Source organism: Paenibacillus suaedae, assembly GCF_032337355.1.
Classification (GTDB): domain Bacteria; phylum Bacillota; class Bacilli; order Paenibacillales; family Paenibacillaceae; genus Paenibacillus_B; species Paenibacillus_B suaedae.
Map to the genome: position 1 here is coordinate 772339 of NZ_JAVYAA010000001.1, position 14722 is coordinate 787060.

11 protein-coding genes and 1 pseudogene are annotated in these 14722 nt (G+C 47.7%); 11 read left to right on the forward strand and 1 reads right to left on the reverse strand.

Annotated features, from left to right (window positions below):
* Positions 1-263: 263 nt before the first annotated feature.
* Entirely contained in the window at positions 264-1736 is a 1473-nt protein-coding gene (locus tag RQP50_RS03420; RefSeq protein WP_315743257.1) for an ammonium transporter, read from the forward strand.
* A 173-nt stretch (positions 1737-1909) separates the two neighbouring features.
* On the opposite strand, the gene RQP50_RS03425 is transcribed toward RQP50_RS03420, so the two are convergent.
* Positions 1910-2584: a helix-turn-helix transcriptional regulator gene (locus tag RQP50_RS03425; RefSeq protein WP_315743259.1), complete on the reverse strand. Its 675-nt coding sequence runs from the start codon at positions 2582-2584 to the stop codon at positions 1910-1912.
* A 614-nt stretch (positions 2585-3198) separates the two neighbouring features.
* Between RQP50_RS03425 and RQP50_RS03430 the strand changes: the two genes are divergently transcribed.
* The 10 genes and pseudogenes from RQP50_RS03430 (at position 3199) to liaF (ending at position 14722) form a co-directional block, all read left to right on the forward strand.
* Complete coding sequence (locus RQP50_RS03430; RefSeq protein ID WP_028531868.1) at positions 3199-4260, forward strand: PTS sugar transporter subunit IIC; 1062 nt, start codon at positions 3199-3201, stop codon at positions 4258-4260.
* A gap of 69 nt (positions 4261-4329) precedes the next feature.
* On the forward strand, positions 4330-5037 hold the full coding sequence (gene sdaAB, locus RQP50_RS03435; RefSeq protein ID WP_315743261.1) for an L-serine ammonia-lyase, iron-sulfur-dependent subunit beta: 708 nt from the start codon (positions 4330-4332) through the stop codon (positions 5035-5037).
* Positions 5022-5159, forward strand: coding sequence for a hypothetical protein (locus RQP50_RS03440; RefSeq protein WP_315743263.1), 138 nt, complete (start codon positions 5022-5024; stop codon positions 5157-5159). Before sdaAB ends, RQP50_RS03440 begins: the two co-directional genes overlap by 16 nt.
* Positions 5102-5632, forward strand: a pseudogene (gene sdaAA / locus RQP50_RS03445) (L-serine ammonia-lyase, iron-sulfur-dependent, subunit alpha); the annotation flags it as partial. The gene RQP50_RS03440 and the pseudogene sdaAA, both read left to right, overlap by 58 nt.
* A 279-nt stretch (positions 5633-5911) precedes the next feature.
* Entirely contained in the window at positions 5912-9850 is a 3939-nt protein-coding gene (locus RQP50_RS03450) for an SdrD B-like domain-containing protein (RefSeq protein ID WP_315743265.1), read from the forward strand.
* 172 nt (positions 9851-10022) lie between these two features.
* Positions 10023-11555 carry an MDR family MFS transporter gene (locus tag RQP50_RS03455; RefSeq protein ID WP_315743267.1) on the forward strand — a complete coding sequence of 511 codons (1533 nt, stop codon included), beginning with the start codon at positions 10023-10025 and terminating at the stop codon, positions 11553-11555.
* Positions 11552-12169, forward strand: a complete 618-nt coding sequence (locus tag RQP50_RS03460; RefSeq protein ID WP_227775077.1) for a PadR family transcriptional regulator — start codon at positions 11552-11554, stop codon at positions 12167-12169. Before RQP50_RS03455 ends, RQP50_RS03460 begins: the two co-directional genes overlap by 4 nt.
* A gap of 111 nt (positions 12170-12280) precedes the next feature.
* Positions 12281-13105: a 3D domain-containing protein gene (locus RQP50_RS03465; RefSeq protein ID WP_072731395.1), complete on the forward strand. Its 825-nt coding sequence runs from the start codon at positions 12281-12283 to the stop codon at positions 13103-13105.
* Positions 13106-13244: 139 nt separating this feature from the next.
* The gene (locus RQP50_RS03470; RefSeq protein ID WP_021254005.1) at positions 13245-13433 is read left to right on the forward strand and encodes a hypothetical protein; all 189 of its coding nucleotides are present in this window, start codon (positions 13245-13247) and stop codon (positions 13431-13433) included.
* A gap of 242 nt (positions 13434-13675) precedes the next feature.
* Complete coding sequence (gene liaF, locus RQP50_RS03475) at positions 13676-14722, forward strand: cell wall-active antibiotics response protein LiaF (RefSeq protein ID WP_072731394.1); 1047 nt, start codon at positions 13676-13678, stop codon at positions 14720-14722.

Sequence of the window (14722 nt, forward strand, 5' to 3'; positions counted from 1 at the left end):
TATTGGATTAATCAATCCAAGACAAATGAAGCAAGAATGTAAGACTTGGGCTGCAGAATAATTCTGCAGTCTTTTTTTATTTATCACTATCTTCATGAATATTATGTTAGGTTATATTACATGTAATTTGTATAACTTGACGCATTTCATGCATTTTATAACATAACCCATTGATTTTCACAATTTACCTTTATATAATTCCTCTAACAACAAGATTTTGTGTAATAAAATATAACATATAAATAGCGAGGAGTGTAGAGAAAATGAGGATGAACAGAGACAAGAGCCTTAATCGGAGTAGGAGCAGACGTTTTGCTTCGGCGACTGGTGTGCTTGGTGCTGGATTTGCATGTTTTAGCCTATTTCCGGATGCTGTCAGTGCCGCGGGGGAGGCTTCTGTGCAATCACTGGAATCTGGTCTGAACGCACTGTGGGTAATGCTGTCGGCTATACTGGTGCTGCTTATGCAAGCGGGATTCATCCTGCTGGAAGCAGGGTCTGCACGAATGAAGAACGCAGGTCATATTGCCGCAAAAACGGTCATTACGGTTGGGCTTGGCTCTCTTGTATTTTGGGCAGTCGGCTATGGCTTGATTTTTGGTATGAATGGCAATTCGTTTATTGGTTGGGGTGATTTCTTCTTTACTCCAGCTTCCTCTACAGGGTTACCACCTTCCGTATTTTTTACCTTCCAATTAGCCTTTGCTGCTGTGTCACTCTCGATTGTGTGGGGTGGATTTGCCGAGCGCGCGCGATTGTCCGCTTACATTTGGTTTGCGATTCTGTTCACGGCATTGATTTACCCAGTGGTTGCTCACTGGATATGGGGAGGTGGCTGGCTTGCGATGCATGGGAAGCAGGATTTTGCCGGTTCTACGGTTGTGCATTTAACAGGGGCTATGGCTGCGCTGGCTGCGACATTGCTTTTGAAGCCGCGCATGAACAAATACGATTCAGACGGTTCGTCCAAGAAAATAAAAGGTCATAACCAAGTATATATAACGCTCGGTGTGCTTCTGCTGTGGGTGGGGTGGTTCGGTTTTAATGCAGGAAGTACGTTGTCGATCGGTGATGGATTTTTTGGATATGTCGCCATGAACACACAGCTTGGAGCTGCAGCGGGGGCTGTTGCGGCGCTTGCTATTAGTTGGCTGCGCAGTGGCAAGGCAGATGTGCCTACCCTCTTGAATGGAATGCTGGCGGGCTTGGTTGCGATCACAGCTTCGTGTGCATTCGTGGAGCCTTGGGCGGCCATCGTAATTGGTTTGGCGGCTGGTATTCTAGTGTACTACAGTGCGCTCTGGTTCGATCGTCTGCGAGTTGATGACCCAGTCTCAGCCTTGTCGGTACATGGGGTAGCAGGGGTATGGGGCACGCTGTCCAATGGGATATTCGCCACTTCAGCATTGGCGGAGAAGGTTGGTGTAGGCCAGGGAGGCTGGCTGGATACAGGCAGTCTGCATCAGTTATGGGTGCAAGCCTATGGGATTCTAGCGGCGGGCGGATTTGCATTTGTCTCTTCTTACGTGCTGTTGTATGCAGGGAAACGGTTGTTTGGCTTGCGTGTCAATGCGGAGCAAGAGCGTATCGGCTTGGATGTAAGTGAACATGGCGAGTATGGCTATCCTGAACATTTTGAACATGTTGATCAAGACATGCAAGAATCGCTCAGAACGGAGTCAGAAGAGGAAAGCGGGAAGCAGTATTCCGAAGGGTTGAATGAAAGAATCTCTTGATCTAAAGGGGACTTAGTGCGAATAAAACTCTGTTGAACGTGGGGAGAAAGCTTAAAGAATCTCCCCTGAAGGGGGCTATCCTTACGACAGGTGTTTGCCCACAAAAAACAGCGACCAGGCTCATTTTGAGAACCCGGTCGCTAATCCTGCTGTGTTCAGCGTTCTTTCTGCTTCTATTTCGTTGCTTTTTCACCTTTGGAAGCATTATTGCGCAAATGTAGATAAACCGTATGTTTTGTGATTTTCAGCGCATTTGCCACAAGGGTGACCGCATCCCTTAGGTTGAATACGCCCCGTTCATGCAGCAGTCCGATAATATGCTTGTTCCGGTTCGCATAAGAGATGTTCGGAGAAGCATCAACCTCTTCGATCGTTCGCTCAATCGTTTCTTGAATCATATCCTCCACGGATGAAGCAAAATGCTCGGACTGCTCCCTTGCTTCCATATCCGGTTGCGGCAGGAAGGTTTGCAGCACATCAGCAAAAGATTCGTCAATATTCATGTTGATGCAAAGCAAGCCGATAATCTTGCCGCTATCACCCCGAATCGCGATCGTGCTGGACTTCATCTGACGATTATTCTTGCTTCTCGTAAAATAGCTGAGTGACTGCTTCCCATGGGATTGTTCAATTTCTTGCAGCATTTGCAAAGCAATATTGGTAATAGGCGCTCCCAGTTCCCTGCCTGTATGATGCCCATTTGCGATTTTGACAACCGAATGCTGATAATCTTCCAAACTATGAAGAACAATTTCAGAAGCAGGCCCCAAATAGTCGGCTAATCCCTCTACTACTGCATCGTATGATTCCAAAATTAAATGATCTCGCTCTGTAAATCTTGTATTCATTGCATCAAGTCCTTCCCTAGACAACCCGAATTTGACTAGAAGATTTCTTTGTCATTCGAGAAATATTATATTGCTTGATACAACACAATAATGAAGCTCTGACAATCTTACAATCAAAAATAGTTGATGGAATAAAATGAAGTTGATTATATCAACAATTAGTAATGATAAATTACTATTATCATAACGCGAACTTCAACCGCAATCAATCCCTGATTCATCTCTATTTTCCAAAATCATCCGTTAGACATTCGCTATGAGTTGTATCTAAGTTACGATATTAAATAGGGAGACGACCGCACTTATAAAGATAGTAAAGCGTTTTTCTGTTCCATTCTGTTTCCGTATTTCTTGAATTATTAGTCATAGCAAACTGCTTAACAAAGGTAAATTGCGGCAATTCCAGAAAGTATGTATAAAAGAATTGTGTAAATATAGAAAAGTTGATACAATCAAATTGAAGTTGATAGACTCAATTATTTTTGAGTTTATTAACTAATAATCATTCATTCATTTAATATGTATTTCAATCAATCTTGTCGCAGTATAAATGTACTTTTAATGTTTTGTAAGCGGTTACTACACTTTGTACCCATGAAGGAGGAGCGTCACGTATGGACATCGTAATCGGTACAGCCCTACTATTGCTTGTATTGTCCCTTTTCTCCCTTTTCAGCTTCAAAGCACCTAACGGCATGAAGGCAATGGGAGCCCTAGCAAATGCGGCAGTTGCCAGTTTTTTGGTAGAAGCATTTCAAAGTTATGTAGGTGGCGATTTGTTCGGCTTCAGTCTTGCCAAGGAGGTTGGGCTCGCTTCCGGCAGTATGGGCGGTGTGGCCGCAGCTGCATTGGTAGCGCTTGCAATGGGCGTGTCCCCTGTCTATGCTCTGCTGCTTGGGGCAGCTTGTGCGGGAACAGGATTGCTGCCTGGTTTCATTGCTGGTTATCTCGTATCATTCCTTGTCAAACTGATTGAAAAGAAAGTCCCGGATGGACTTGATCTCATCGTCTGCATCATTGTTGCTGCACCGCTCGTTAGATTTGTAGCAAACATAGCAACACCAGTAGTCAATGCGACACTGCTTAATATTGGCGGCATCATTACGACGGCGGCTAATGATAATCCAATCGTGATGGGTATCGTGCTTGGTGGAGTCATAACCGTCGTGGCAACCGCACCGCTCAGCTCGATGGCGCTTACTGCCATGCTGGGACTTACGGGCTTGCCGATGGCCATCGGAGCCTTGTCCGTCATGGGATCATCCTTTATGAACTTCGTCTTTTTCCATCGTATGAAGTTCGGTGACCGCAAAGACACAATTGCGGTGGCGATTGAACCATTAACGCAAGCAGACATCATATCAGCCAATCCGATTCCGGTGTATGTAACCAACTTTCTAGGAGGGGCGATGGCTGGGGTCGTCGTGGCATTGTTCAATCTGACGAATAATGCGACAGGTACGGCAACCCCAATTGCGGGACTCATGGTCATGTACGGCTTCAACGACCCGCTTACGGTAACGATTGCGGCAGCCCTTTGTGCCCTTTGCGGCATCACGGCTGGTCTCATCGGGTCGCGAATCTTCAAAAACTACAAGATCCGCACAGTCGCTGAGATTCGCGGCACCGCGCCGGCTCCTAAGCCTGCAGCCACGGCGGGCGCTGAAGTAGCGTAAACCAGATCAAGATATAACGAAGTTAGTAGCATCAATCATTCATCAATTCTGTGTAAGAGGAGGATTGTTATGCCGTTCACATCTGTATTTGATATTATCGGCCCTATCATGATCGGTCCATCCAGTTCGCATACGGCAGGAGCCAACCGAATTGGACGTGCAGCCCGCAATCTGTTCGGACGGCTGCCAGAATCCGTCACGGTTACCTTATACGGTTCATTTGCGAAAACATACAAAGGGCATGGGACAGATATGGCAATCGTAAGCGGAATCCTGGACTTTGACACGTCAGACGAGCGAATTCCGAATGCCCTCAGCATCGCAGAAGAGCAGGGTGTTCGCATTACTTTCGTGACATCAGAGGAGGAGAGTGAGCATCCGAATACGGCACGTCTCACGTTGCGGGACAAGCGCGGTGCGATCGAAGTCGTCGGTGTGTCAATCGGTGGAGGCAGCATGGAAATCCGCGAAGTCAAGCAATTGGATCCGAACCCAGTCGGCAGAATCCCGGCCATGCTTGTCCTGCATGAGGACAAGCATGGTGCCGTGGCGAATGTAACCTCGCTGCTTGCACAGCATCATATTAACATCGGATATATGGAAGTGTCCCGTTCAGGTAAAGGCGAGAGCGCCTTGATGGCCATCGAGCTTGACCAAGCGGTTGATGTGACTGTAATCAATCGTATGCATTCGCTCCCTCATATTAAAGAAATATGGCAAGTGCAAACCTACCAGCGCACGAGCGCGGAAGGAGGACAATCATGTTCCATAGCGTAGCCGAGCTTGTCCGGTTGGCCGAAGAAAAGCAGTGTAAAATATCCCGCGTCATGCTGGAGAGAGAAGTAGCGCTTCGGCAGATGTTGTTCCAGGGGTTTTGTTCGCCGTCAAGGAGAAGCTGAACCCTACGCGGGAGCAAATGCTTGAATTTCTATTTACGGCAGGCGCATTTGGATTTGTTATTGCGAACAATGCCTTCATCGCGGGCGCGGCGGGCGGCTGCCAAGCGGAGGTTGGATCCGCAACGGGAATGGCTGCTGCGGCAGTCGTGGAAATGGCAGGCGGAACACCACAGCAATCGGCAGAAGCGATGGCGATTGCACTCAAGAATATGCTGGGATTAGTATGCGACCCGGTAGCAGGACTTGTAGAAGTCCCTTGCGTGAAGCGGAACGGAGTCGGTGCTTCGTCGGCGGTCGTTGCCGCGGATATGGCTTTAGCCGGCATCAAAAGCAGAATACCGGCCGATGAGGTGATTATGGCCATGTATGAAGTTGGACGTTCCATGCCAAGCTCCTTCCGCGAAACTGCCGAAGGCGGTCTGGCCAACACGCCGACAGGCCGCAAGCTGGAACAGCTCGTGCTGGACCAATAACGCGAACGCCAAAGTTCCCTTGATGCTTGTTTGGCTTATATGCCATGAGATGGAGTTCAACGTTACGTCAATTTAGGCAAAGGCAGGCAATCGCCTGCCTTTTTTCTGTCTTCGCATTTTAGTTCAGTTCCCCTATCTTTGCATATCGCTTAAGATTGCTTCCAACTTTCATTCAGAATTTGTTCAGTGCCATTGATTAGGATAGAAGGAAGTCGTTCGTGTGGGTAAACTTCCCAAACAGACGGCTCAAATTTATTTACGGAAAGGAGAGGGAACGATTTGAGGAGGACACTAAGAAGGGCGCAGGCATCAATATGGGCGCTGCTGCTCATCTTGAACATAGTGCTCCTGCCTGTTACGGCGCATGCGAACGCAGATGGTAACGACTCACAAGGAATTCAATTGCGATTAAGCAGCAGTAAGGACACTGTGCTCACAGGAGCAACCTTTACCTACACAATTGATTACAGTCTATCCAGCACGACAGAGGACTATTCTAATGCGGAAATTGTGCTTCCCTTGCCTGAGGGCATCGTATTCGAGGAAGTGCAGGGTTCTGAACATGTCGTAAGCAAACATGAGAATGTGGGCGGCGTGGATAAGGTGACGTTTACATTCAAAAATCCTACCCCATCCGGCGCGACGGGAAAACTGCAGGTGAAGGCTCATTTCCCTAACCACACAACGCCTGACGGGACTGCCGGAACGACAACGGCAACATTCCTCCACCATCCCGGAAGCTTGCAGGTTGAATCGAACCCTGTAACAGTTACAGGGAAGGCATCTGCGGACTGGGTACTTACTAAGGAGCGAATCGTACCTGTTGAAGGTGTGAAGCCGCAGCCAGGAACGGAAGTCGTCTACGAAATTACGCTGAAGGACAACAAGAATCCGGCAGACAAAGACGGCAATCTCAACATTGACCATGTAGTAATTACTGACGTTCTGCCGCCTGAAGCCGAATTCTCCAAGGCAGCCCCCGCGCCTGATTCCATACAGGGTCAGACCCTGACATGGAAGATTGATGCGAAGGAGCTCAATAAGGAGAAAATAACGGATCGTTCCAAAAGCATACTCGTTACGGTTTTGTATCCTAAAGATAAGGTGATTGATCCGAGCACCGGCAACACGAAAACGGTGGTGAATACGGCCAAAGCATCTTATCAGCCTTTGGGAGATGCAGCCAAGGAACTGACTGCGAAGACTGAACACGACTTTATCAAGCAGCCTGGCGGAGGAATATGGATTTACAAGCAAATCTGGAGCGGTCAGGAGAAGGAATTGTCGGAAGGCCAGGAAGTCAGCTTTTTTATTGGCGGAGTAGGGAATGCAGCCAATGTCCCTCTGGATAAAGCCGTCATGACAGATATGACGCCGAAGGGCATGAAATTGCAATATATCCGCATACCAGCCTTTGACGGTACAGATAAAGATGAGTACGAAATTCAGTACACGTCGAAAAGCACGCCTGTTGAGGGCGATTGGAAACTCTGGAAGGAATTAAATTTTAAGACACAACACAAGCTGTTGGCAGCAGATCTGAACGCTGACATTCAAGGCATTCGCCTTGTTTTGGGAGACGTACCCGTTGCGTTCCGTCCGCAAGATGTTATAGAACTTCGTTACCAATTAACCTCTTATGATAGTGTCAAACATGATGATTATAAGTATGGCGATTTCCCTCGACTGACAGAAAAGTACCCGAACGATGACTTTACCTATCTGGACAAAAATAACGGCCTTCCTACGAACGAAGAAGCCAAGCAGCACCCGAAGCAGTGGAAACAAACGATTAACTATGCAAGCATGGAATACAGCTTCAATGGTGAGAAGACCGAGTATTTGACGGGTGTTAAGGTATTGGCGGTGGATAAGCGTCCGCTGCTGGAAGTGGATAAATCGGTTGTGAGTGGAAAAAGTACTTCCCCAGGAGGTACGGTAACTTATAGGATCGTTGTAACCAATGCCAGTCCGATTGATGTTCCGTTTCGCGATCCGGTTGTAACGGATCTGCTGCCGAAAGAATTGGAATATGTGCCGGACAGCTTGAAGCTGGAGCAGCTTAATGGCAAGCAGGTGCCTGCCCCTGCGTTCTCAGAAGCCAAGAAGGATCAGCAAGGGAGCGCGCCGATTACATGGGCGTGGGGTACAGAAGGCAGCAACTACTTGACGCTGCAGAAGGGCGAAGCGCTCACCTTTACCTTCGAAGCGAGAGTGAAGCCGGATACCCCGACGGGCGAAGTTTACAATGAAGTTGAGGTCACATCAGAACGGCACAACTATATTAACGGGCTGACCAACTTCAAGAACCAGCGCTATAAGCAAGAAAACGGCAAGTGGTATGTATACAACGGAGATAAAATTGATGTGAACGGCATCGATAGCTTGGTCTCCGAAAAATGGGTTCAAGGGGATTTGGATAACGGGCAATGGTCTAAGTATCCAGATACCGGAAATGTTGCGCCAGGCGGAGAACTTAAGTATAAGATCTCTGTAACGAACCGGGGATCAATTGGCGTCAAAAACCTTTTGATCGTAGATGCCCTTCCGCATATCGGTGATCACGGGGTCATCGACAAATCGCCGCGAGTGAGCAAGTGGACCCCGATTCTGAAAGAGCCGATATCGCCTCCGAACGGTGTAACGGTATATTACAGCGTCGATGAAGAGATATCGATGACAGGCGGCAACTGGGATAAAGAGCCTCCGCAAGATATATCGAAGGTGCGAGCCTTAAAGTTCGAATTCGCTGGTGATGTCATACTGGCTCCTGGCCAATCCAAGGAATTGACATGGACAATGCGTGCGCCTGTTGACACGCCTGCAAGCGATGATCAGATCGCATGGAATTCCTTCGGATACACCGCGACTCCGGTCATTAGCGATAAGGCTATGCTCCCGGCAGAGCCGCTCAAGGTCGGCATTAAGATAAAGGGCGATCCAAAGGGAGAGATTGGGGATTACGTCTGGTACGATGAAAATGGCAATGGGATTCAGGATGAAGCACCGGATCATGGTGTTAACGGCGTTCGCGTCGACCTGCATCGCGAGAGTGACGGCAAGGTAATACAAAGCACTGTAACCGGCAATAATCACGAAGGTCAGCCTGGATACTATTTGTTTACTGGCTTGGATGCGGGCAAATACTACGTTACGTTCCACTTGCCGGAAGGCTATGATGCATTTACGGTGAAAGATGCGATAACGAATCCAGGGAAGAACTCCAAGGCGAATGTGGAAGGCAGAACAGATATCATTACACTGGAGCAGGGCGGCAAAAACCATAACATTGACGCAGGCCTAATTAAGAAGGATATTCCATCTATTCCGGGCAAGGGAGCCATCGGCAAATATGTATGGATCGACACGAACGGCAATGGGATTCAAGATGAGAATGGTACTGGATTAAATGGGGTTGTGGTCGAATTATATAACCACAATAATGAGAAGCTGACTACGACTGTCACTCATTCCGTGTATTACAGCTCGGTGACAAATTCGGTCTATGATCCGACTGTCACGGGATCGGTCTACGATCCTGCCGTGACCGATTACGTGTATCAGTCTGGTTACTACTTATTTAATGATTTGGATCTCAGTACTTATAAGATTCGATTCATTGCCCCAGAGGGGTATTCGTTCACGAAACGGTATCAGGGAGATGATCGCGTACTCGATTCTGATGCGGATCCGAATGGCTGGTCAGACAACATCGTACTTACGGCGGAACGACCACGGGATCTTACGATTGATGCGGGACTTATTATAAGAACGGTCAATCCAGATCCGGAACCGGGAACGGGGGGGCCTACTAATCCTGGAGGTGGAGGTTCTACCAATCCTGGAACGCCTGTAGAGCCAGGTAAACCGGGCAATCACGAACGGCCGACGATTCCAGGTACAATCGTAGAAACCAAACCTGGGAATCCAGATGGCGATACGAATCCCGAACCAGGCGAAGCGACAGAGCCGGATAGCGATACGAAGCCAGATAAGGGTCAAGGTACTGATAAAGAGCCAGTTGAAGGAACGAATGAGGATGAAGCGGACGGTACCGATTTGGGTGGGAAGCAGGACGTTGATCGGCAGCCGAACCGCCCGAACGTCTTGCCTCAGACTGGTGAGCAAGCGCCGATTGAACCAATCATCGGTTTGTTCTTGTGCGTCGCTGCTATCATAATGTGGAGATTAAGCAAAAGAGGGGCAGCAGATCGTTAACGAATCAGCCGTCGAGGAGTAAAGCTCCTTGACGGCTTTTGTTTGTGCATTGACGGACAAGCATTCGTACGAACTTTCAAAATCATGCGATAAAAAAGTTGCTTTGTATTCAAATTTGAATATAATGAGTTTATGATCGTGTTATTCAAATTTGAATATAGAGGTGGTAAGGATGGGTTCTTCTTCTCGTGCTCGCATAACGGTTATTGGTCTTCTGCTCGGGCTGTTGATTGTGTCGCTGGATCAGACGATACTATCGACAGCCGTGCCGACGATTGTTGCCAAGCTTGGCGGCTTCGAACAGTATGTATGGTTGTTCTCGGCTTATCTGATTGCAAGCGTGGCGTGTATGCCGTTGTTCGGCAAGTTATCTGATATGTACGGACGCAAGCGATTCTTTATGCTCGGGATCATCGTATTCATGGTAGGCTCGGTGCTATGTGGAATGGCAGGTTCGATGCAGGAATTAATTTGGTATCGTGCGATTCAGGGTATTGGCGGCGGTGCGCTTATGCCCGTTGTATTTACGATTCTGTTCGATATATTCCCAGAGGGAAAACGAGCTAAGATGACAGGAATGTTCGGGGCGGTATTTGGCCTTTCGAGTGTGTTTGGGCCCGTGGCTGGAGCTTTTTTCTCCGACCACCTGCACTGGCGCTGGATCTTCTACGTGAATCTTCCGTTAGGATTGATTGCGCTTCTACTTGTTATGCTTGGCTATCAGGAGACAATCCGCTTCAAGAAGCAGCGGATTGATTGGCTGGGAACATTCACGCTGGTTGCTGCAATCTTGTGCTTCATGTTCGGGTTGGAGATGGGGGGCAAGGATTATGCCTGGTCTTCCCTAACGATCATCTCGCTATTTGCAGGGGCATTCCTTATGCTTGTTCTATTTATCATTGTCGAGATGAAGGTGGCAGAGCCAGTCGTCCCGCTTGGTTTGTTCAAGAGTAAGCTGTTTACCGCGAGCATGGGGGCAGGGCTGCTAATTGGAATGCTGTTGATGGCAGGTGCGACTTTCATTCCGTTATTCATTCAAGGAGTTGTGGGCGGATCCGCAACGAATGCCAGTACAGTACTGACGCCAATGATGCTGGCACTCGTATGCAGCACCGTTACAGCAGGATTTCTGCTTAGAAAGATCTCGTTTCGCAATATTATGCTCATCTCGGGAACATTGCTGCTGCTGTCTGTTGTGCTTTTATCACAGGTAACGCCTGACACCTCCATGTCTACGATGGTTGTATATATGATCATGATGGGCTTGGGGATAGGTGCTTCCTTTCCTGTTACCTCGATCGCGGCACAGCATAAGGTGGATTATCAGCAGCGAGGCACGGTCAATTCGTTAGTTCGTTTCTTCCAAACGCTTGGCAATACGCTGGGGATAAGTATTCTCGGGAGTATTCAGACCTCCTATTTACGGGATCGTTTCAGCGGTGTTCTGACTGATCCAAAGCTTGTGGAGCAGCTTGGCAATCCGCAGGTACTGCTGCAGGATCAAGTACGTTCATCCATTCCAGAGCCGATTTTGAAGCAGCTAACTAGCGCGTTGTCTGATTCCATTGCCCATGTTTATGTGTGGTCCATTCCGATCGCGGTGCTTTCCCTTTTGTTCATTTTGCTTATGGGACGTGTTACAATGGTGTCTAAACACTCTCATGGGAGTGCGGCAGCCGCAGAGCAAGGTGGAGAACCTGTGTGATTGCGAATGGCTGTCGTTTCATGAAGGAAGAGGTGGAACGCATGTCGATGAAGCTGGCCATACTTGGTTTGCTTATGGAGCAAGATCGCCATCCTTATGAGATGAGTCAGGCTATGAAAGAACGCGAAATGCATAATTATATGAAAATTCAATACGGGTCGCTGTATTATGCCATTGACCAGTTAAACAAAGGCGAATTTATAGAAAAGGCTGAATTCGTTAGCGGTGGCTCTCGCCCGGATAAGACGATTTATCGCATTACGGAAAAAGGAAAGCGTGAGCTTGAAGAACTGCTCATTGAAGAAATGAAAAAGCTGCCTCATTTGAATCATCCCTTTTATGCGGCGCTATCCTTTGTGAAGTATGCGGATCAGTCAATAGTTATGGAGATTATTCAGAATCGCATTTCATATTATGAGCAGGAAGCAGAACGAATGTGGGCCCTGTATGAAGAGCATATCTCATACGCTCCCCGTTCTGTTCTTTATATGTTGTATGGAGGCTATAAATATACAGTAACGGAACTGAATTGGCTGAAAAGCCTTCACGAGGATGCGCTGGCTGGCAAATTAGGCAGTAAAGGCGAACCCTTGCCAGTACAGAAGCTGCATTAATGGAAGTTGTCGAAAGAACGTCTCGGAATGTCGGGGATGTTCTTTTTTTGTTGAATATGAATAAAAGCGAAATGAGCAGGACATCCTTCCCACTAAGGGAGGGGTAACCATATGTTTACAATATCGACTACAAGTTCTGAACGGAAGGGAAACATGACATCGAGATCGGATAAGCGCGCTATCGTATTCACAAGGTTGTCGTTAGGTATTGCAGGAGCGATGCTATGTGTAGCAGCGGGTATGCTTATAGCTCCAATGTCTGTCCAAGCGTGGACGACAGAGACGGGTGCATATCAACAAGGGGCGTTAACACAAGCATCGTTGTCCACCCATGCTTCCTCACAGGTGCAGCAAACGCAGAAATTGACCTGGACCTCGAACGCCACAACTGAAGCACTGCCGCTCGTGTATGTGCAGCCTTTGCCGACAGTAAAGCAGAAGGTGAAGGAAGAGCAGGAACGTCCACATGTTGCGGTTGCAGCGGCCAAACTGACATTCACGGCTGCTGAGCTTGCTCCTCAACAAGAGCGCATCATTCGCTCGGTAAAGGTAGTTGCTACTGGCTATACGGCAGGAGCTGAATCAACTGGCAAGGAGCCGGGGCATCCAGAGTACGGGATTACCTATTCCGGTGTTAAAGTGCGTCGAGACTATGTGTCAACGATCGCAGCGGATTTATCCGTATTTCCATTAGGAAGCATCCTCTATATTCCGGGATATGGATATGGGATTGTAACGGATATTGGTGGCAAAATTAAGGGCAAGAAGCTTGATCTATTCTTCCATACAAAGAAGCAGGTATACGGGCAGTGGGGCAAGAAAGAAGTGGAAGTCAAGCTAATTAAACGCGGCAATGGAAAAGTATCGGAACAAATGCTGGATGAATTGAATGCAGCTGTCTTTAAAAATAAAGGGATTCCGGAGTCCATGCTCTAATTGGGGCTTTGTTTCATGATGAGCGCTACGGGTGTGCATTCGAATAATCGAGTGCTGCGCTAAGCATAATATCTCCTGTAGGAACGCAAGTTTCTGAATTTGACCCGCCGAAACGCGGAGATGCAGGAGGTGAATGGAAATGCCGAAGAACAACAAAGCGAACCGCATGCAACCTGCTAACGCGAAGTACACTTCTGGTGAGTTTGCAGCCCAAAGCAACGCTGCTGACATTGAGTTTGGCCAAGAGGTTGCTCCTACAGCAGGTGCTGTAAAAGGAACAGAAAAAGGCATCGTGCAAAAAGTGCAGGAAGCTGATCAACAACAATAATACACCAAGATGCAGTGGCGAGTTATAGACTCAGCCAAGCATCGTAACGAATGGCTGCCCTTGCTTGGGCAGTCATTTTCATTTCATTTGGGATTTATAAATAGCATTAGTAATTGATTTCCAGCTCCTCGGTCTCGAGACTGAGACAAACTTCCTTCCTCCGTCGCTGGTAGATGGACATGATTTCTCTTACAATTACTACATCATGAATGAAATGACTGTAGAGAAATGGAGGGAACCGTATGAATAATCAGCGTGGCAGATGGTCGGGAGGGTTGTTTCTAATTGCGATCGGCGCTTTCTTCATGCTTAACCAACTCGGTTATATTGATATGGATTTTGGGGAATTGATACGCACATTTTGGCCGGTGATCCTCATCTTAACGGGATTCAATGCGCTTATACAGGGGGCGTTCTGGGGGCTTATCCTTCTAGCCATCGGTGGCTACTTTCAGTTATCGAATTTAGGAGTTCTGACGGTGGATATTGGTTCAGCTATGAGGATGCTCGTTCCATTTATCCTCATTATGGTCGGTGTAGGGATGTTGATTCGTCCGCGAAAAAATCGGCATAGAGACAAGTATCGTGATCGTAAGCGTTGGGATGAAGGGTACTGGCATGAACATGGTGGACAACATGATCGACCGTATAGTGAACCACGTCCGCTTGATGATGACTTTGATCAGACCTTTAATAAGCATTTTAATAAAGACGGTGTATCCGATGTTCCTCCGCCTCCGGGATATGATGAGACTGGTTCGGCAGTAGGCGGGGATAGCGACAGACGCTATAAAGAACCGTTTGGACGCAATCAAAGCCAATCATCTGATTATGATCCGTTTTCGTATAAGGGATCAGTACCACCGCCACCACCGCCGCCTCCGCCAATGGGCTCGGGATCGAAGTTCGACACGGTGAACAAGTCAGGCTTTATCGGTGATATTCATTTAGGCTCTGATTATTGGGAATTGAAGCCGATGAACATCTCGCATTTCATTGGTGACACGGTAATCGACTTGACGAAGGCGCAAGTGTCGTACGGCGAGACGAAGATCAATGTTTCTTCTTTTATAGGAGATGTGAAAGTATATGTTCCGAATGATATGGATCTTGGTGTAGTGGTGAGTTCAAGCTCCTTCCTTGGCGATGTGAGAGTATTCAATCAGGAGAAGGAAGGGTTCATGAATAATCTGCAAGTGGAGACTCCCTATTATTATGAAGCAGGCAAGAAAGTGAAAATCTCCGTCAGTACCTTCATAGGAGATGTAAAGGTCATGAAAGTGGGGTAG

What these genes read in the sequence shown, in the direction of transcription:
- RQP50_RS03420 (WP_315743257.1), top strand. Translation starts at nt 264, where the DNA reads ATGAGGATGAACAGAGACAAGAGCCTTAATCGGAGTAGGAGCAGACGT.
- RQP50_RS03465 (WP_072731395.1), top strand. Translation starts at nt 12,281, where the DNA reads ATGTTTACAATATCGACTACAAGTTCTGAACGGAAGGGAAACATGACA.
- liaF (WP_072731394.1), top strand. Translation starts at nt 13,676, where the DNA reads ATGAATAATCAGCGTGGCAGATGGTCGGGAGGGTTGTTTCTAATTGCG.
- RQP50_RS03470 (WP_021254005.1), top strand. Translation starts at nt 13,245, where the DNA reads ATGCCGAAGAACAACAAAGCGAACCGCATGCAACCTGCTAACGCGAAG.
- sdaAB (WP_315743261.1), top strand. Translation starts at nt 4,330, where the DNA reads ATGCCGTTCACATCTGTATTTGATATTATCGGCCCTATCATGATCGGT.
- RQP50_RS03425 (WP_315743259.1), bottom strand. Translation starts at nt 2,584, where the DNA reads ATGAATACAAGATTTACAGAGCGAGATCATTTAATTTTGGAATCATAC.
- RQP50_RS03440 (WP_315743263.1), top strand. Translation starts at nt 5,022, where the DNA reads ATGTTCCATAGCGTAGCCGAGCTTGTCCGGTTGGCCGAAGAAAAGCAG.
- RQP50_RS03430 (WP_028531868.1), top strand. Translation starts at nt 3,199, where the DNA reads ATGGACATCGTAATCGGTACAGCCCTACTATTGCTTGTATTGTCCCTT.
- RQP50_RS03455 (WP_315743267.1), top strand. Translation starts at nt 10,023, where the DNA reads ATGGGTTCTTCTTCTCGTGCTCGCATAACGGTTATTGGTCTTCTGCTC.